Source organism: Bacillus salipaludis, from assembly GCF_030938565.1.
Taxonomy (GTDB): Bacteria; Bacillota; Bacilli; order Bacillales; family Cytobacillaceae; genus Neobacillus; species Neobacillus salipaludis_A.
Map to the genome: position 1 here is coordinate 5,621,967 of NZ_JAVGVR010000001.1, position 18,764 is coordinate 5,640,730.

Consider the following 18,764-nt stretch of genomic DNA (forward strand, 5'->3'; position numbering starts at 1 on the left):
GTTTATTTTGCAACTTTTACAGCCGTTTTTAAAGATGTAATTTTTTTCCCATTGAAAACAACCCCCCTTAAATAATTAGACATAGGCTTTTCAAGTAAGATATAGACTAAACAGGAAGAAACCACCGCTAATAAAATTACCATTGACATGGAAAAGAAGTAGCCAATTGACCCCATTAAATTTAATTTCTTAAAAATCAAGATATAAAATTGTAAAAAAGGCCCATGTGCAATGTATATTGAATAAGAGGCGTCGCCTAGGAAAGAAAGCGCTTTTGGAACCTTTCGATTCTTTTTGTCTTTTTCCGAAATACCAAGCATTAGAATCATTGAAGATAGCGAATAGAATATCGGTGTCTGTAGTTCAATTAGGTGGTAAATATTATTGATCCAAACAGCCAGAAAACCGGCCATGCCTAGTATTATCAATAAGGAAGAATATCTAAATCTGTAATTGAGGGTTAGATGCGCTACTAAGCATCCAAATAAAATTTCTAAATTACTAAAGCTGGTAAAAAATGAATTTCCTTGTTTTGGAATGACTTTAAGCTCTAGTAAAATTGAAATTATAATCCATAAAAAAATAATTGGTTTAAAAATTTTTGGTTTGAATATAAACGCAGTAAATATGATATAAAAAAACATTACATAACTAAGTGACCAAGTTGATGCAAGAATAGGATCTGTAGGTAAGGTAAGCATTGATTTAATGATAAGATCAAAAGAGTATGGTTCATCAATAAAAGGAAAAATAATAGATGCCGCAATCGTTAATAAAGTAAACAACCAATATAACGGGTAAATTCGAATCACACGTTTCAAGAAAAATTCAGTTGCCTTTCCTGAATTACCCGCTTTACCATGATAAATATAATAAATCATAAAACCAGTTACAGTAAAAAAGAAATCTACACCGCCAGTTCTTTCCCATTCCCCTAAATGAAACCAATTGTACTTAAACTCTGTATAAAACAAAATATTTACATGCCCTAAAAGTACAAATAAGATGGCTATTGCCCTTGATACCTGTATATATAATAATTTTCTTCTTCCGCTTTCTATACTTTTCTCTCCTTTTCTTAAAATCATCCTCTTCCTCACGTGCTATGCCCTAGAATGTTTTTTTAAAGCATTTAATGAATAATTTACAAAGCACCATAAAGAATATGGGATATTGATTTTTTCAACCTTCCTATATGTGTTCCATGTTTTTCGTGCAGATTTTAGTTTGTTACTAGAAAGGGAGTTTTCACATTTTCTATAGATTGCCAGCTCCTCATTCAGACCATACGCTTGGATCCCTTTCGATAATATTGAAAGCCAAAGTCCGTAATCTTCTGAGCAATCGCGATATAATGGCATCTGTACTTTTCCTATTTTTCTTTTATCAAGCATCACGGTTAATGTTCCAATTATTGTATTCTTTAAAAGGTCCTTATAATCCATTTTCTCTGGTACTTGAAACACAATATCTGTTTTTTCACCAACTTCGGTCATAATTCTGTAATCCGTATATGAAAAAGCAAGATTATTTTTTTCCATAAACATTAGCTGCCGCTCTAACTTTTGAGGTTGCCAGAGATCATCACTATCCAAAAAGGCTAGAAAGTTTCCCTTTGCAGAAGTAATAGCCCTATTTCTCGCATTCGCCGGGCCACTATTATTCTTTAGTTCAATTAACCTGATTCTTGAATCTTTCTCAATTTCTATCTTTACAATATCCACCGTGTTATCTAAAGAGCAATCATCCACGATAATCATTTCCCAACTTGAAAAAGTTTGTTCCTTAACAGATTGAATGGTTTCAGTAATAAATCTTGCAGCGTTATAGGTTGGAGTGATAATTGAAACAACTGTTTGTGTAGCGAATCTCATTTAATTCACAGTCCCTCCATGTCAATTAGACTTTTGTATGTTGAATATACGCTGTTAACTTATAAAGCATTTAATTTTAATGATTCATAACCTTGTTTTTTTCAAGCCTTTTTAGTAATTTTTGATTATAAATACTCCCTTCCTTCACCCCCTGGGCCTGCTCACGTTGAAGAACAACCCTGATGGTTTGAAATAGAATTTTTATATCTAGCGTAAAAGAATAATTTCGAACATACAGTAGGTCGAAACGCAATTTATCTTCGACAGGGGTGGTATAGTTTGCTAATACCTGGGCTAATCCTGTTATTCCCGGCTTTACAGTTAACCGATAGGGATAATCAGGGAGAGTTTGTTTAAATTGATTGATGAAATATTCCCGCTCAGGTCTTGGTCCAACTAAGCTCATTTCACCCTTTAAGACATTTATTAATTGCGGTAGCTCATCTAAACGAACTGCTCGAATAATCCTTCCAACTAAAGTAATTCTTGGATCTTTATCTGTTGCTAATACTGGACCTGTTCTTTTTTCTGCATCTTGAATCATGCTCCTAAACTTATAAATCCAATAAGGTTTCCCATCTAGTCCAATACGCTCCTGTTTAAAAAAAGCTGGTCCCTTTGAGGTTAGCGGGATTAAAAAGAATAAAATCATGAAGAATGGGCTGGCTATAACTAATAACACTGCTGATACCATCACATCAAAGATCCGTTTAGAAATCTTTTGTGATACATTTAAAAGGGGAGGTTTTATCGAAACAACCAGCATATCATCTATTTGTTGTGTATTTGCCCCAATAAAGGACAACTCAAATAATTGTGGAACCATCAATATTTCTTTTCCGTATCTGATGCATACTCTCGCTATTTCCTCACAATCCTTTCTATTTATAGCAGGACTAAGCAGAAATAGATCACATTTTTTGACGTATTCATGAAGGTTCCTTTTTTTTTCTAAAGGGATAAATCCCTCAATTTCAAACCACCCATTATGATGATTTAGTAATTTTCCGGCCAAATAAAGGCCGGCATTGGATGCTTCACCAATAATATAGACTTTTTTCTTACCGAATAATTTCTTATTTATATACCAAACACATACATGGAAACAGGTTAATAGAGTCGTTTGAATAAGAAATGCTGCTAAAATGTAGCTTGGCTGGAAAGGTAAATAAGGAGTCAATAATGAAATTATTGATTCCAAACCTGAGAAGATAATCATCGATAATACAATTGAATAGACCAAATGATGAATGCCTTTCCTTCGCCAATCTGTATAAAGGTCATATAGATACAAAGGTACAACCGACGCAGCCGAAACTACTATTAACCAAGAATAATCGACAATAAGTTCCATGTTCATGATTGAAAATTGTTGCAATATGCCATTTGCCAAAATGAAACCTGTAAACACTATTGTGATATCTACTACTGCTAGGAACATTTTTACATACCTTCTTCTCCCAAAATCTTCATTCATTTCATTTCTCCTTTCTTTAATACTCTTAAGTCTACAAATTAGAGTAATACAGAAAAAAATGTTCTTTTAGACGAATAATCCATTCCCAATAAAGAATAGGAAAACAAAAAAATATAGGATGTATCGTTTAAAATGCTGTACCATCAGCTGCAGTTTAAGTACTCTTTTAAAGTATTACTTACCATTTGCTCTAATGAAAATTCAGTTTGGACTTTTCTTCTGGCATTTTCAATAATATGCTCTCTAATCTCCCTATCTGACTCAATAGCCAAGATTTTATTACAAAAATCTTCTGTTGAATGGTCATTTATAAGAAAACCGGTCTTATTTCCGATTATCGCTTCACCAACCCCGCCTCTATCAATAGAAATAATTGGTGTCCCAACTGCCATAGCTTCTAAGACAACCATAGGGAAGACTTCCCGATAGGATGTTAGTACTAAGAGATCCATTTCCTTTATAAACTCCTCTGGTTTGTGAACAGCTCCTACCATTTTTATTTTGTGATGAAGACTATGTGATTTAATCATATTCTTTATATTTTCTTTCTCTGGTCCGTCTCCTGCAATGTAAAACATGATATTAGGATTGTTGCGAAGCTGTTTAGCAATGTTAATAAATAACTCATGATTCTTTTCTTCTGATAATCTTGCTAATATTCCAACATTAAAGGACTCCCCCTGTACTTTACGGTGAAAAACGAACTGATTTAAATCTACGCCGTTATATACGGTCGTGATTTTAGTGGGATCTATCCCTGCTTTAACAAGATTCCTCTTTTCGAATTCACTAACCGTGATGATTCTCGCAACATATTTATTTAATAAATGTGCGAAAATAAATGGACTCTTTTCTTCCAGAACAGTAACATTATGTTTTGTGTAGACAATCTTGAATTTCCTTTTTGTTAATTTCTGGGTAATTATACAGTAAAGAACCATCCTCAAACTATTGGCATGGATAACGTCTATTTGTTTAAAAGTAATCAAATCTCTAAGCTTTTTTATATTTTGATAATGCTTCGTTCTACTCATTTCACTAAAATTATATTTATGCTTTAGTTTTTCATATAACTCTCCTGAGCCTGCCGCATAGTGAAAGGTAATGTCAGGATGTTGCAATTGATTTTCTAATTTACAAAAATACATTTCTGCTCCACCAAATATTAACTTATCTGTTATGATTAGAATATTCATGGATTACATCACTTCCTTTATAATGAACATTCAATTTTATTTTTTGTTTATGGGAAAATAAAGACGAGAATAAAACAATTTTTTTCTTTTCATTTTTAAACGCGTTCTCTGGAGTATGAAAGTACGTTGATAAAATCGCTAAATACATAAAAAACATGTCATTAATAATTAACGAAAGAAACGCCATTTGAAGAATCATTCCAACAAAAGTTAAAAGTAGGTAAAGCTTCTTTTTAATCACATTGCTTTTGAATAATTGTACAAACACTAAAATAATAAATAGACCGTAGCATGTTATTCCAACTAATCCAGACTCTGACAAAATGGCTATAAATGTATTGTGTACCTCCAAACTATCTCCATATTGAAATAAGTTGTACTCTGAAAAATTAAAAGCACCTATCCCCATAACCATATGTGAAGTAAAGTAATCCCACGCTCTACCCCATAATTCTATCCTTCCACTTCCACCATCCTGAGAAAGGTCCTCAACTCTCGATTGTATGATTCCGTAAATATCAAATTTCATATAAACAATTGCGATATAAACTGAAACAAATAATAAAGCGATAATACCGACCAGTAATTTTAATTGTTTAATTGGGTTTTTTATAAGGATATAAATAACCAAAAGGAATGCCATAACTAATAAGCCGCCTCTTGAAAAGGTTAAGATGTTTGTAATGATGCATAAAAACAATCCCAGCTTATTTTTCATGGAATTAGCATTACATAGATAATAAGAAAAAAAGATCGTATTATAAAAAACAAAGAAATTAGGATCTTCTAATAATCCGATTAAACGTGGGTAATCTCTATCCAACATCACGCCAAATTGATAGACCCTATCTCCATCGAACACAAACCCAAAGCTTTTTAGGCCTACAAAATATAGAATTAAACTAACCATATTGAAAAATATTCCAACATCTGAAATAGCTCTTTCAGTCATAGAATCATTTGCCTTTTGAATAACTGACTTCATAATAAAATAACAAAATAGAAACAGAATTATTCCACAAATTGCTCTAATACTCGAGGCAGGATATAATGAAAAGGCCCCGGAGAAGCTATACATCAGGAAAAAGAACAACATTGCAATTTCAAACAAATGAAGCCTTTGAAAGCTAAATGAACCTATATGAATCATTAAATACAAGAGTAAAAAAATCATATATGGTTTAATTGCAAACCCTACATAAATATAATAATTTGTAAGCATCACTAACAAAAAAAGAGAGAAGATTGTAAAGCTATATTTATCGGATTTTGAAGTTATTTTGTTATTCACCTTAACCCCCCTCAGTTTTCTTCGACTTCCAATAATGATTGAAACCTGCTGTTTTTAAATACCTATTAATCTTTTCCATGCTTTCTTTATCGATAAGAACTACAAAAACCAATAAAATAAAATTCAATCCTGTTGCTAAAAGTGGGAGGGAATCCAGAAAATAGTCTATGCTGCCCAAACAAATGGCAAAAAAAGATAGGTAAGGGATAATTACCTTTTTTGCCATGATCCAACGATTAGGAATACATATCCAATATCCCAGCAAGGCAATTACTTCAATCATTACTCCAGCAAAAGCCGCACCAGAAACACCAAAAGATTGACTCATTGACATATAAACAAAGACACCTGAAAAAGCAGAGATGAATTGAACAATTGTTCGGTTTAATTGTAATCCTCTTGTTGTTAAGCCATCGGCTAATGCAATATTTATCGCTTGGAAAGTAAGAATTACTGATAAAATTTTCAGTGGAAATGCAGCGTCAATCCACTTTTCACCAAACAACAAATGAATAACATAACCTGACATATAATAAAATGGAATTGTCAATGCCATTCCAACTAAAGAAATGATTTTTATCAGTGCTAAGTTGTGCCTTAAATGATCATCCAAAAAATTATTATTAAAGGACCTAAACATCACTGGATAATATGCTCCAGCAACAATAAATGAGATTTGCTGCAACGCTTGCGGGATTCGGTAGGCTACGGCAAATACCCCTACATCTTTAAGACTCATAGTTTTTTCCAACACTAACGGTCCTAATTGAGGCAGCAGCACAAAAAGCAGCCCCCCTAATGTAAATGAGCCTAAATTTTGTAATAATCCTTTATGAAATGGACCACTTAAACAGATCTGCACATTTTTATGAACAAGGTATAATCCAAAAATACCTGCTACAAAATAAGAAATACCATATAATGTGCAAATCATAAGTGGATTAATACGAAATATCATCCCTGCTGAGAGGGTTAGAACTAAACCAACCGCAGAGACAATTCGAATTAATCCGTAATATTGCATTTTCTCCATTAGTTGAAAATAGGTAGTCCCAATGCTTTGTAAAGCAATTCCAATAACCATCGGTATAATTAAAAAATAGGCTGTTCGAATCAGTTCTGGGTTCCCAGAATGCGATAGGTGAATAATTAGAAAACCACATAAAAAAGTAGCAGCAAGCAGCACCAATCTCACTTTTACATAGGAGGAGATTAGAATGGATGTATCCACCTCTTTTTTTGACCCTTCTCTTAAAACTATTGTACTAAGACCGGCATCTGTGAAATAGCCCATAATCATGGCAAATGCTAAAACGACGCTAAACATTCCATAATAATAAGAGTGTAAATAGGAAGCTAAAATAATTAATGCCACAGCATTTAAAACACTTGATAATGCTGTACTATAAAATAGATGTATGATATTCTTCGTAATTGAATTTTTCTTTGGATTCACCATAAATTAGCCACCTTATTACACATGTTAACGATTTCCCGATCCACATCATCCTGTTTGATAAATGACCCCGACTATTTGATTATTTGTTCTTTCTAAGTACTCTTTCGTCTTAAGCGTATCTTCTTTTTTTGTTTTATTAGCTTTTACGACTAAAATAACGCCATCACAATGGTTTGCTAGAATTTGAGAATCCGAGGCTGTTAAAAAAGCTGGTGCCTCAAAAATAACAACCTCAAATTCTGCTTCACATTTGCTAACCATGTCTTTTATTTTGCTCGTTACCCACACGTCTGATAGATTTAATGGACTTGGACCTGCGGGTAAAACAACTAAGCCTGGTACCAATGTTTCTTTATAATAAAGGTGAATCTCTTCATTATTCAAAATCACATTTGATAAACCACTATCGTTTGAAATCTGAAACCAATGGTGTAGGGAAGGATTTCGAATATTAGCATCAACTAACAACACTTTTTTCCCTTGTTCGGCATATGATTTTGCTAATTTAGTGGAAATGATTGATTTTTCTGCTTCATATTGGGGGGATGTCAGCATAAATAAAGTCGATTTCCGATCTGAAGCTTGATCAATCTTCGTTCGAATCATTCGAATTTGTTCCGTACTAACTGACTCCTCATTCAACTTTAGCCTTTGCATTATTTTTTTCGTTTCATCCCTTTTCATATACACTTATTTGCCCCCCATTTTTTCCATTTAAAATTTGAGCCTGCTGCTTCATTTGTCTTTTGTTTCGAGATTTATTAAGTTTATTTCTCAAATTAATTTCTCCAAGAACAGGTAGGCCAATCAATTCTTCAATTTCACTCTCATCCTTAATCGAATCGTCCCAATACTCTCTAAGCATGGACAGACCTATTCCAAGGAAAAATCCTACTACAACACCAATAGCAATATTTAAAGTCATACTTCCTACCTGCTTTGCCGCAGGCTTTCCATTTACATCACTTAAAAGTTTAATGTCTTGCACACCAAATAATTCCTTCATTTTATTAACCGATGTAATCGCCACAGTATTAGCCAGTTCCTTCGCGGTTTCTATATCGTGATCCCTTACGACAACATTCACAATTTGGGAATTCCGATTATTTTGAACAACGATTTTCTTCTCTAATTCTTGGTCCTTTATATTCAATTTTTCCCGAACAGAATCTAACACAATGGGACTTTTTATAAAATCCATTGTCGAGGCAAGTAACATACTAATCTCTTGTGAATCAGTATACGCACCTTTATCCCGTACTAATTTTCCAATTAGAATATTTTCAGTTGCTTCATAGGTTGGTTTTATAAAATAAATAGATAATATGGTTGTTAATAAAAAAGCACATAGCACTGTAACAATAATCGTGAATATCCTTTTTCGCATGATGCTTAAAAACTTTTTTAAGTTTATTTCTCCGTTCATGATAACCTCCTGAATATCCAATATAACGAACAAAAAGATTATAGTATGCTTTTTATTAAGAGTCATAGTGATGAATAATTATCTTTATCTTTTCATTGCTTCTTCCTCGGGTGAAGAATAATAATTATATTCACCATAATCCCTAATATTGTTTGAACTCACATTCATAAATAAGCTGCTCCTTGTAGAATCCTTTGAAAAATCTATGATTGGTTCAAGGTCTCCCAATATATGAATGTCCCATATAATACCTTCGAATTTATTATCAGACCCACTAACTTTTATAGCTTTTTTAGTATTTTTAGTTACTTGGATTTGAAGCCCATTAAATTCATTACCAGAACTTTCATTTGGAACGGTTACAGAACTATTCATATCAATACCGTTTATACAATCATCAAGTGTTAGATTACTAAATCGATTACCGTTGATAAAACTATATTTAGAATCTTGCGGCTTTTTAGCTTCCAATTTAACCCCTGTATGAAAGCCTGCTATGTTCATATCCGTAAATTTCACAAAACAAATATACTGGTCCGAGCCTCCAGCATAAAGATGAAGACCTGTACCCTTATATGAACCACTCGTGTTTAATATTGTTACATTCTTTATTTGTGTCCGGTCCCATGACCAAAATTTTTGACTTCCGTCTAAATAAATAACATCTGAATTAAAGTGGTCATCTACAACTTCTAGAATTCCATTTGAAATGGATGCATTTTTTTTCACGGTAATTACCCGAAAGTTTCCTTTAATTATTAGTCTTGTATTTTGTCCAAATTCTAATTCAACCCCCTCTGCTAGAACTAATCCGTTCCTTAAAATATAATTTCTATTCCCAAGTAACTTTACTTTTCCTATCTTTGATTTTTGGCTATAGTTAATTGCTCTCTGTATGGATTCAGAATCATCCTTTGAATCCTCACCATTTGCGCCAAATTCATCCACATTAACATATTCGGGTTGAACATTTCCTGCCTTGCTCACCCCTTGATTTTTCTCTACATGATTGTTATATAGAAGTAAACAGATTACTAAGAGAATTGCTGAAAAATATATAATTTTATTCCTTCGAATCATAATTTTCTCCTACAAAAATTAATAACTACCGATGTAAATCATTTAAATTCTTTACTAAGAACATTAAAATTGGAATTTGCCCATGGAAAATAATTTAGACCGTGAACAGCAGTGGAAGAGGCCATAACCACCTGTTATTAGAACTCTTATGCTTCACCTCGTGTGAAATTAATTTTTTCTACTGCCTTGTTTCTCATTTTCGATGGCCTCACTTATTTCCTTTAAATCAGCTTTATTAATCAATCCCGCTTCAAGAGCAGCTTTAATAATTTCACTCCAATTTGTTACATGTACCTTTTTAGTATTCGTTGATTCAGAAATGTCTTTATTAGGATATAAAAGTGTATGAAGATCGACATCCAAAGCAGCAGCAATTTTCACCAATACTTCAATAGTTGGATTGGTCTGAATATTTCTTTCGATATGGCTTAAATAGGATTTTGAAATATCCGTTTTCTCTGCTAGTTGAGATAAAGTAAGTTTTTTTTCCTGCCTTAATTTTTGAATTTGTGAACCTAACATAATTACCCCCTATAATAAAATTCACTCTCCTTTCGTTCCATTATAATGAATAATAAGTTCTTAGTAAAGAACATATAATGTCGAATCTACTTAAATTTTAACTTCAATAACTGGATTAGCTTTGCATGGAATTCATGTTCAATTCCTACTTATTCTTCGAGGGATAGATGACCATTAAAACTTTATCCTTGATTTCTTCAACAAATTCTTTCAAATCCACACTCTCTACTTCTTGTCCCATTTCATATGCGGCAACTAAAATTTCAAGTAATTTTTGTTGGGTCAATTTTTGTGAAATAATCATTTAGCTATCCTCTCGATATATTGCTTTAATTTTACTTTATCGTTCTTTATTAAGAAATATAGTTATAGATTATTACCATAATTTATGATAGTCAACTATATTTAATTGATTATTTTTGTTGATTTTAAAAACAAATTGACATCACCAATAATTTGTAGTAAATTTTATAAATAATCCAAATAATTTAATTTCTTATCAAGAGAGGTAGAGGGAATGGCCCGAAGACACCTCAGCAACCTTCAATGGCTTCGTTCATTGAAAAGGTGCTAAGTCCTGCAAATTACCATTAATAATTTGCGAGATAAGAAGAATGACATATGTGAGCGTCTGACAAAGGTCTTCTTCTTAAAGAAGACCTTTTTTGTTTTGAGAGCGGAAGGCGCCTGCTTATCGGCGACTAGCACAAGACGAGCCGGCCGAAAGGTTGCTTTTTAACCTTTTGGATGGACCCGCTTGTGAACCTCGAGCCGATGGCGCCTGGAGCTGGATAATTCTCAAAGTCGATAATTTATACTTTTTAAAATGGAGTGATCATCATGTACAAAATTGAAACGAAACTTGCTCAAATTGGAAACCGCAGTGAAACCGTAACAGGAACCGTCAATCCACCGGTTTATTTCTCTACTGCCTTCCGTCACGAAGGAATCGGCCAATCGACCGGATTTGACTATATCCGTACCGGAAACCCAACACGCCAGCTGCTTGAAAAAACAATTGCCGATTTAGAAGGCGGCGATCAAGGCTATGCCTGCAGCTCCGGAATGGCTGCCATCTTAACAATTCTTTCCTTATTCCAATCCGGTGACGAATGGATAGTCAGCGAAGACCTTTATGGCGGGACCTATCGCATATTGGAACAAGGTTATAAAAAATGGGGCTTAACCGCTCAATATGTAAATACCTGTTGTCCGAGTGAAATTGAAAGTAAGATTACCCCTAAAACAAAGGCCATCTTCCTTGAAACTCCGACAAACCCTCTTATGCAGCAATCAGATATCGCCGCTGTTTCTGAAATTGCCAAGAAACACAAGATTTTGCTGATTGTTGATAATACATTTTACACCCCTCTCTTACAGCAGCCAATCCTGCTTGGGGCAGATATTGTGATTCACAGTGCGACCAAATATCTTGGCGGTCATAACGATGTGCTCGCAGGTCTCGTTGTTGCAAAAGGACAAGAATTATGTGAAGCCCTTGCCTTCCATCACAATGGTGCAGGTGCCGTGTTGAGTCCATTCGATTCTTGGCTGTTAATGCGCGGAATGAAAACATTATCGCTCAGAATGAAGCAACACGAGAAAAATGCGAAGCAACTTGTGGAATATCTCTCCAACCACGAAGATGTCAAGGATGTCCTTTACCCTGGAAAAGGTGGAATGCTTTCTTTCCGAGTAAAGGAAGAATCATGGGTGAATCCATTTTTGCAAGGCCTATCTTTGATTACCTTCGCAGAAAGTCTTGGCGGTACGGAAAGCTTCATTACTTATCCAGCAACACAAACACATGCAGATATTCCTGAGGAAGTTCGTTTTGCCGCAGGTGTTGATAACTGTTTACTTCGCTTTTCTGTAGGAACGGAAGATGCGGAAGATTTGATTATTGATATAGAGAAAGCTTTTGCCAATATTCATGAAGGAGTGACTATCAATGCAAAATAAGGATATTTGTTTCGAAACTTTGCTTTTGCATAACCGCCATAAACTCGATCCTGCTACTGGTGCGGTAAGTGTGCCTATTCAGCATGCTTCTACCTTTCACCAATATGATATTGACCAATTTGGAAAGTATGACTACAGCCGCAGTTTAAATCCAACTCGTGAAGCACTTGAAGATGTTATTGCTGAATTAGAAGGCGGAGTGAAAGGATTTGCTTTCTCCTCCGGTATGGCTGCGATTTCCACAGCCTTTCTTCTCCTTTCTGCCGGAGACCATATTGTCATCACAGAGGACGTATACGGTGGAACATTTCGGATGGTGACACAAGTCCTTACACGTTACAGAATTGAACATACCTTCGTTGATATGACGAACCTAGATGAGGTAAAGGCAGCAATCCAGCCGAATACAAAAGCTTTTTATGTGGAAACTCCTTCGAATCCAACATTAAAGGTTACAGATATTAAAGCAGTTAGTGAATTGTCAAAGGAAATTGGAGCGTTAACATTTGTTGATAATACATTTTTAACACCAGCATTGCAAAAACCATTGGAACTTGGTGCCGATGTTGTATTGCACAGTGCTACTAAGTTTTTATCAGGACACAGTGACGTTGTTGCAGGTCTTGCCGTAGTTAAGGATGCAGACCTTGCTCAAAAACTAGGATTTTTACAAAATTCCTTTGGAGCAATCCTTGGCGTCCAAGATGCATGGCTTGTTTTAAGAGGGCTTAAAACACTCCATGTACGGCTTCAGCAATCGCAAAATTCAGCTATTAAACTAGCGGAATATTTAAATTCGCATCCGCTCGTTAAATCAGTCTATTATCCGGGTCTTAAGGAACATCCTGAGCATGAACTTCAAGCGTCTCAAGCAGAAGGGCCTGGAGCTGTATTATCATTTGAGTTAAATGATGAAGCAGAACTAAGAACTTTCGTTTCAAACGTTAAATTACCTGTATTTGCCGTCAGTCTTGGAGCGGTTGAATCGATTTTATCCTATCCAGCGAAAATGTCACATGCAGCAATGCCACAGGACGAAAGAGAAAAGCGCGGGATCACGAACAGCCTGCTCCGTCTCTCAGTAGGACTCGAAAACCCAGATGATTTAATTAAAGATTTTTCGCAAGGCTTTGCGCAAATTCGCCATGAACAATTAGTGCTGCAGCAAGGAGAATGACAATGAGCTTTTTAGACAAATTAAAAAATCAAATTTTGATCGCTGACGGTGCGATGGGAACGCTGCTCTATTCCTTTGGAAAGGATTCTTGTTTTGAGGAACTGAATCTCTCCCACTCCGAGCAAATTCAAAAAATTCATAAGGCGTATATTGAGGCTGGGGCGGACGTCATTCAAACAAATACCTATGCAGCAAACTACTTAAAACTTGTGCGATACGGACTAGAAGACTCGGTAAAAGAAATTAACAGTGCCGCTGTCCGTAACGCAAAGTTGGCAGCCGGGCAGGATGCTTATGTGCTGGGGACAATTGGCGGAAATCGTGGAATTAAACCGGATTCGATAACGATTGAAGAATTAAAACGGAGCTTTCGTGAACAGCTTTATTGCCTTCTACTCGAAGGGGTAGATGGATTGCTGCTCGAAACGTTTTACGATTTGGAAGAACTAGAAACGGTCCTAACCATTGCAAGGAAGGAAACAAAACTTCCCATCATTGCTCAAATTTCGCTGCAAGAGCCTGGGATTCTTCAGGACCGAACCCCTGTCAATGATGCGTTAAGAAGATTGGAAGGACTCGGGGCGGATGTAATTGGACTGAACTGTCGGCTTGGCCCGCACCATATGCTTCTCGCTTTGGAGCAGATTGAACTCCCGGAACATGCCTTTTTATCTGCTTATCCGAATGCAAGCCTTCCTGCTTATACGGATGGAAAGTTTCATTATGAAGGAGATGCCGATTATTTTCGAAAATCAGCCCAGGCCTTCCGGAACGAAGGAGTACGCCTCCTTGGCGGATGCTGCGGAACAACGCCGGAACATATTCGAGCTTTTGCTTCGGAATTAAAGAATGCTGTTCCAATTGTCGAAAAAGTTGTAAAATTAAAACCAAAGAAAATAACGATTGATGATCGAACTCCAGAGAGAGAATATCCTCCTCTTGAAAAGGTTGTAAAGGAACGGCCATCAGTTATCGTAGAATTAGATCCACCCAGGAAACTAGATTCGATTACTAAGTTCTTTGAAGGCGCAAAGGCATTAAAGAAAGCTGGGATTGACGCGATTACACTTGCAGACAATTCCCTTGCCACAGTAAGAATTGCTAATGAAGCATTAGGATATCGAGTAAAAGCGGAATTAGGAATGCGGCCGCTGATTCATCTTGCATGCAGGGACCGAAATATCATCGGCTTGCAATCACATCTAATGGGACTTCATACTCTTGGGATGAATGATGTTTTGGCGATAACCGGAGATCCTGCTAGAGTGGGCGATTTCCCTGGAGCTTCTTCTGTTTACGATGTGTCTTCTTTTGAATTGATTCAAATGATTAAGCAGCTAAATGAAGGCTTATCCTTTTCAGGAAAAGACCTTGGACAAAAAACTGATTTCAGTATTGCTGCCGCCTTTAACCCAAATGTCAGAACCCTTGAAAAAGCGGTAAAACGTTTGGAGAAAAAAGTCGAATATGGAGCAGATTACTTTATCACCCAACCTGTTTTTTCAGAGGAAAAATTAATCGAAGTCTATGAAAATACGAAACATCTAAGTGCACCAATCTATATCGGCTTAATGCCACTTACAAGTAGTAAAAATGCTGAGTTCCTTCATAATGAAGTCCCTGGAATCAAAATTGCCGATTCGATTCGTGACAGAATGGCAAGGTTGAATGATCAACCGCAGCAGGCAGTTCGAGAAGGAATTGAGATAACGAAATCATTAATTGATACAGCATTAGATTTATTCAATGGGATTTATTTAATCACACCATTTTTACGATATGAGATAACAGCTGAGCTGGCAGCCTATACGAACCAGCGCGCGAACGAAATTAGGGGGAACTTCTATGTCGAAAGCACCATTCAGTGAACAATTACAAAAACGAATTCTTGTCATGGACGGCGCAATGGGAACCATGCTTCAACGCGCAGACCTAAGTGCTGAAGATTTTGGCGGGGAAGAATATGAGGGCTGTAATGAAAACCTGAATTTAACTGCACCCGCAGTGATTGAAAGTATCCACCGCGAATACCTTGAGGCCGGGGCAGACATTATCGAAACAAATACGTTCGGAGCAACCAGCATTGTTTTAGATGAATACGATTTGGGCTACAAAGCCTATGAATTGAATAAGGTTGCCGCACAAATTGCCAAAAAGGCGGTTGATGAAATATCCACTCCGGATTGGCCGCGCTATGTTGCTGGTTCAATGGGACCAACAACGAAAACATTAAGTGTGACCGGCGGAACCACCTTCGATGAGCTTGCTGCCTCTTACGAAGAGCAGGCAGTCGGCTTAATTGATGGTGGAGTCGACCTTTTGCTCCTTGAAACAAGTCAGGATATGCTGAATGTGAAAGCAGGCTTCATCGGAATCTCCCGGGCTTTTGAAAAAACAGGCAGAACGTTGCCATTAATGCTCTCAGGAACCATTGAGCCAATGGGAACCACACTTGCCGGTCAAACGATTGAATCGTTCTATATTTCGGTCGAACATATGAAACCAGTTGCGGTTGGCTTAAACTGTGCAACCGGTCCAGAATTTATGCAGGACCATATTCGTTCTCTTTCGGGTCTAGCAACTACTGCGATCAGCTGTTACCCAAATGCAGGGCTTCCTGATGAAGAAGGTCATTACCATGAAACACCTGATACCTTGGCAAAAAAACTTTCTGACTTTGCAGCACATGGCTGGCTGAATATTGTCGGCGGCTGCTGCGGAACAACACCTGAGCATATTCAGGCAATTGCTGAAGCAATGAAGAATTATCAACCGCGTGAACTGCAGTCCTCCTCTGTCCATATGGTATCGGGGATTGATCCGTTTATATATGATGACCCGACCTTAAGACCGATCATGGTAGGAGAACGGACGAATGTAATCGGATCCCGCAAATTCAAACGGTTAATAACCGAAGGCAAATTTGAAGAAGCTTCAGAGATTGCCCGCGCACAAGTAAAAGGCGGCGCACATGTTATCGATATTTGTCTTGCCGACCCTGACCGTGACGAAATCATCGACATGGAAAAGTTCATTAAAGAAGTCGTTAAAAAAGTAAAAGTTCCACTTGTAATCGATTCAACCGATGAAAAAGTCATTGAAAGAGCGCTTAAATATTCACAAGGAAAAGCAATCATCAATTCGATTAACCTTGAAGATGGAGAAGAGCGCTTTGAAGCAGTTGTACCATTGATTCACAAATATGGTGCTGCTGCTGTTGTGGGAACCATTGATGAAAAAGGCATGGGTGTAACTGCAGAACGCAAGCTCGAAATTGCGAAACGATCCCATGACATACTCGTTCATAAATATGGTTTAAAATCGGAGGACATTATTTTTGATCCGCTTGTATTCCCGGTTGGAACGGGTGATGAACAATATATTGGGTCCGCAAAAGCGACAGTGGAAGGAATTCGGTTAATTAAAGAAAACCTTCCTGGAGTTCAAACCATTCTTGGAATCAGTAATGTTTCATTTGGACTTCCTCCAGTTGGAAGAGAAGTTTTAAACTCCGTATTCCTTTATCATTGCACACAAGCAGGATTAGATTATGCAATTGTCAATACAGAGAAGCTTGAGCGGTTTGCTTCCATTCCTAAGGAAGAAGTCGAAGCAGCTGAAAAGCTGTTATTTGACACTACAGATGAATCATTAGCCACCTTTACTGAAATGTACCGTGGGAAAAAGAAAGAAGCTAAATCTACCCTTCCTGATATGACCTTAGAAGAGCGACTCGCCTACTATGTTGTCGAAGGAACAAAGGAAGGCTTGCTGCCGGACTTAGATTTAGCGCTTGCTAAATATCCTGCTCCCCTTGATATTATTAATGGTCCTTTAATGGAAGGAATGAGCGAGGTTGGCCGTCTTTTCAATGACAACCAATTGATTGTTGCTGAGGTTCTTCAGAGCGCTGAAGTCATGAAGGCTGCCGTGACCCATTTAGAGCCGCATATGGAAAAAGGCGATACCTCTGCCTCTAAAGGAAAAGTAATTTTAGCAACGGTCAAAGGCGATGTTCATGATATTGGGAAGAACCTTGTCGATATTATTCTCGGCAATAATGGCTACCAAGTCGTGGATTTAGGAATCAAGGTTACCCCAGCAGACTTGATTCAAGCTATTCGTAAAGAAAAACCGGACATCGTTGGATTATCCGGCTTATTAGTTAAGTCTGCCCAGCAAATGGTCTTAACCGCACAGGATTTAAAAGAAGCGGGCATTTCTTTACCGATTTTGGTTGGCGGTGCCGCTCTTTCTAGGAAATTTACTGATACAAAGATTTCCAAAGAATACGATGGTCTGGTTCTTTACGCAAAAGATGCAATGACTGGTTTAGCACTTGCTAATCAAGTACAAACTCCTGAGGAACGCGAAAAGTTATTGGAAGAAAGACAGGAAAAATTGGCCGCTGCGGAGGTTGTTCATGATTTCAGCCATCTCCGTACAGCAAGTGCTGTAGCAGTAAAGGTGAGACCAGCCATTTCAACGAATGTTCCTGTTTTTGTTCCTAAGGATACAAAACGCCATTTGTTACGTTCTTATTCGCTTTCACATATTGAACCGTATATCAATATGCAAATGTTGATTGGACACCATCTTGGTCTAAAAGGCAAGCTTTCAAAATTACTTGCAGAAAAAGATGAGAAAGCTTTGAAGATCAAAGAGATTGTCGATCAATTGCTTCAAGGTGCAAGTTCAGAAGGCTGGATTACTCCTGCAGCAGTTTATCAATTTTTCCCTGCTCAATCAGAGGGGAATAAAATTTATATTTATGATCCAGAAAATCCAGAGCAAGTGATTGAAACGTTTGATTTTCCTCGTCAGGATTCTGAGCCGCATCTATGTTTAGCTGATTTTGTGAAATCAGTAGAAAGCGGAGAAAAGGATTATGTAGGCTTCTTTACTGTAACTGCTGGCAGAGGTATTCGCGAGAAGGCAGACCAATTTAAAGCCGAAGGACGCTTTTTAGAAAGCCATGCTCTTCAGGCGCTTGCTTTAGAGTCTGCTGAGGGCTTTGCGGAGTTAATCCACAGGCAAATGCGCGATCGCTGGGGATTCCCTGACCCGCTTGATTTTACAATGCAGGATCGTTTTGCAGCCAAATATCCGGGACAGCGTTTTTCTTTTGGCTACCCTGCCTGTCCGGATTTAGAGGATCAAAAGAAATTATTTAGATTAATTCAGCCGGAGGATATCGGCATTCAGCTTACGGATGGCTGTATGATGGAACCGGAGGCTTCAGTATCGGCGATGGTATTTGCCCATCCGGAAGCAAGGTATTTTAATGTGTTGAAATAGAA

15 protein-coding genes and 1 riboswitch are annotated in these 18,764 nt (G+C 36.9%); of the genes, 4 read left to right on the top strand and 11 right to left on the bottom strand.

Annotated elements, in window-relative coordinates; translation table 11 throughout:
* Positions 1-2: 2 nt before the first annotated feature.
* The 11 genes from RCG21_RS27995 to RCG21_RS28045 form a co-directional block, all read right to left on the bottom strand.
* Positions 3-1,088 (bottom strand): acyltransferase family protein, encoded by a 1,086-nt coding sequence (locus RCG21_RS27995; RefSeq protein WP_308913980.1) that lies wholly within the window; start codon positions 1,086-1,088, stop codon positions 3-5.
* Positions 1,089-1,103: 15 nt separating this feature from the next.
* Positions 1,104-1,874: a glycosyltransferase family 2 protein gene (locus tag RCG21_RS28000; RefSeq protein ID WP_308913981.1), complete on the bottom strand. Its 771-nt coding sequence runs from the start codon at positions 1,872-1,874 to the stop codon at positions 1,104-1,106.
* Positions 1,875-1,950: 76 nt separating this feature from the next.
* A complete protein-coding gene (locus RCG21_RS28005) occupies positions 1,951-3,351 on the bottom strand; it encodes a sugar transferase (RefSeq protein WP_133334131.1) in 1,401 nt (466 codons plus the stop codon).
* Positions 3,352-3,494: 143 nt separating this feature from the next.
* Complete coding sequence (locus RCG21_RS28010; RefSeq protein WP_133334130.1) at positions 3,495-4,547, bottom strand: glycosyltransferase family 4 protein; 1,053 nt, start codon at positions 4,545-4,547, stop codon at positions 3,495-3,497.
* Positions 4,522-5,838, bottom strand: a complete 1,317-nt coding sequence (locus RCG21_RS28015; protein ID WP_308913982.1) for an O-antigen ligase family protein — start codon at positions 5,836-5,838, stop codon at positions 4,522-4,524. The genes RCG21_RS28010 and RCG21_RS28015 overlap by 26 nt, the downstream gene beginning before the upstream one ends.
* 1 nt (position 5,839) lies before the next feature.
* Entirely contained in the window at positions 5,840-7,297 is a 1,458-nt protein-coding gene (locus tag RCG21_RS28020) for an oligosaccharide flippase family protein (protein ID WP_133334129.1), read from the bottom strand.
* 45 nt (positions 7,298-7,342) lie between these two features.
* Positions 7,343-7,981 (bottom strand): CpsD/CapB family tyrosine-protein kinase, encoded by a 639-nt coding sequence (locus RCG21_RS28025; RefSeq protein ID WP_235824783.1) that lies wholly within the window; start codon positions 7,979-7,981, stop codon positions 7,343-7,345.
* On the bottom strand, positions 7,968-8,723 hold the full coding sequence (locus tag RCG21_RS28030; protein ID WP_308913983.1) for a YveK family protein: 756 nt from the start codon (positions 8,721-8,723) through the stop codon (positions 7,968-7,970). Before RCG21_RS28030 ends, RCG21_RS28025 begins: the two co-directional genes overlap by 14 nt.
* An 84-nt stretch (positions 8,724-8,807) precedes the next feature.
* Complete coding sequence (locus RCG21_RS28035) at positions 8,808-9,803, bottom strand: pectate lyase family protein (protein ID WP_133334126.1); 996 nt, start codon at positions 9,801-9,803, stop codon at positions 8,808-8,810.
* A 168-nt stretch (positions 9,804-9,971) separates the two neighbouring features.
* Positions 9,972-10,325 carry a helix-turn-helix domain-containing protein gene (locus RCG21_RS28040; protein ID WP_133334125.1) on the bottom strand — a complete coding sequence of 118 codons (354 nt, stop codon included), beginning with the start codon at positions 10,323-10,325 and terminating at the stop codon, positions 9,972-9,974.
* Positions 10,326-10,470: 145 nt separating this feature from the next.
* On the bottom strand, positions 10,471-10,629 hold the full coding sequence (locus RCG21_RS28045; protein WP_308913984.1) for a YwzD family small protein: 159 nt from the start codon (positions 10,627-10,629) through the stop codon (positions 10,471-10,473).
* Positions 10,630-10,818: 189 nt separating this feature from the next.
* A riboswitch (SAM riboswitch) is annotated at positions 10,819-10,937 on the top strand.
* 228 nt (positions 10,938-11,165) lie between these two features.
* Between RCG21_RS28045 and RCG21_RS28050 the strand changes: the two genes are divergently transcribed.
* The 4 genes from RCG21_RS28050 to metH are packed head-to-tail and all read left to right on the top strand — an operon-like array spanning position 11,166 to position 18,762.
* Positions 11,166-12,287 carry a methionine biosynthesis PLP-dependent protein gene (locus RCG21_RS28050; protein WP_308913985.1) on the top strand — a complete coding sequence of 374 codons (1,122 nt, stop codon included), beginning with the start codon at positions 11,166-11,168 and terminating at the stop codon, positions 12,285-12,287.
* Complete coding sequence (gene metC, locus RCG21_RS28055) at positions 12,277-13,464, top strand: cystathionine beta-lyase (protein WP_133334123.1); 1,188 nt, start codon at positions 12,277-12,279, stop codon at positions 13,462-13,464. Before RCG21_RS28050 ends, metC begins: the two co-directional genes overlap by 11 nt.
* Positions 13,465-13,466: 2 nt before the next feature.
* The gene (locus RCG21_RS28060) at positions 13,467-15,332 is read left to right on the top strand and encodes a bifunctional homocysteine S-methyltransferase/methylenetetrahydrofolate reductase (protein ID WP_133334122.1); all 1,866 of its coding nucleotides are present in this window, start codon (positions 13,467-13,469) and stop codon (positions 15,330-15,332) included.
* Complete coding sequence (gene metH / locus RCG21_RS28065; protein ID WP_133334121.1) at positions 15,310-18,762, top strand: methionine synthase; 3,453 nt, start codon at positions 15,310-15,312, stop codon at positions 18,760-18,762. The genes RCG21_RS28060 and metH overlap by 23 nt, the downstream gene beginning before the upstream one ends.
* The last annotated feature ends 2 nt before the right edge of the window (positions 18,763-18,764 follow it).

What these genes read in the sequence shown, in the direction of transcription:
- RCG21_RS28035 (WP_133334126.1), bottom strand. Translation starts at nt 9,803, where the DNA reads ATGATTCGAAGGAATAAAATTATATATTTTTCAGCAATTCTCTTAGTA.
- metH (WP_133334121.1), top strand. Translation starts at nt 15,310, where the DNA reads ATGTCGAAAGCACCATTCAGTGAACAATTACAAAAACGAATTCTTGTC.
- RCG21_RS28030 (WP_308913983.1), bottom strand. Translation starts at nt 8,723, where the DNA reads ATGAACGGAGAAATAAACTTAAAAAAGTTTTTAAGCATCATGCGAAAA.
- RCG21_RS27995 (WP_308913980.1), bottom strand. Translation starts at nt 1,088, where the DNA reads ATGATTTTAAGAAAAGGAGAGAAAAGTATAGAAAGCGGAAGAAGAAAA.
- RCG21_RS28000 (WP_308913981.1), bottom strand. Translation starts at nt 1,874, where the DNA reads ATGAGATTCGCTACACAAACAGTTGTTTCAATTATCACTCCAACCTAT.
- RCG21_RS28025 (WP_235824783.1), bottom strand. Translation starts at nt 7,981, where the DNA reads ATGAAAAGGGATGAAACGAAAAAAATAATGCAAAGGCTAAAGTTGAAT.
- RCG21_RS28020 (WP_133334129.1), bottom strand. Translation starts at nt 7,297, where the DNA reads ATGGTGAATCCAAAGAAAAATTCAATTACGAAGAATATCATACATCTA.
- RCG21_RS28010 (WP_133334130.1), bottom strand. Translation starts at nt 4,547, where the DNA reads ATGAATATTCTAATCATAACAGATAAGTTAATATTTGGTGGAGCAGAA.
- metC (WP_133334123.1), top strand. Translation starts at nt 12,277, where the DNA reads ATGCAAAATAAGGATATTTGTTTCGAAACTTTGCTTTTGCATAACCGC.
- RCG21_RS28050 (WP_308913985.1), top strand. Translation starts at nt 11,166, where the DNA reads ATGTACAAAATTGAAACGAAACTTGCTCAAATTGGAAACCGCAGTGAA.
- RCG21_RS28040 (WP_133334125.1), bottom strand. Translation starts at nt 10,325, where the DNA reads ATGTTAGGTTCACAAATTCAAAAATTAAGGCAGGAAAAAAAACTTACT.
- RCG21_RS28045 (WP_308913984.1), bottom strand. Translation starts at nt 10,629, where the DNA reads ATGATTATTTCACAAAAATTGACCCAACAAAAATTACTTGAAATTTTA.
- RCG21_RS28060 (WP_133334122.1), top strand. Translation starts at nt 13,467, where the DNA reads ATGAGCTTTTTAGACAAATTAAAAAATCAAATTTTGATCGCTGACGGT.
- RCG21_RS28005 (WP_133334131.1), bottom strand. Translation starts at nt 3,351, where the DNA reads ATGAATGAAGATTTTGGGAGAAGAAGGTATGTAAAAATGTTCCTAGCA.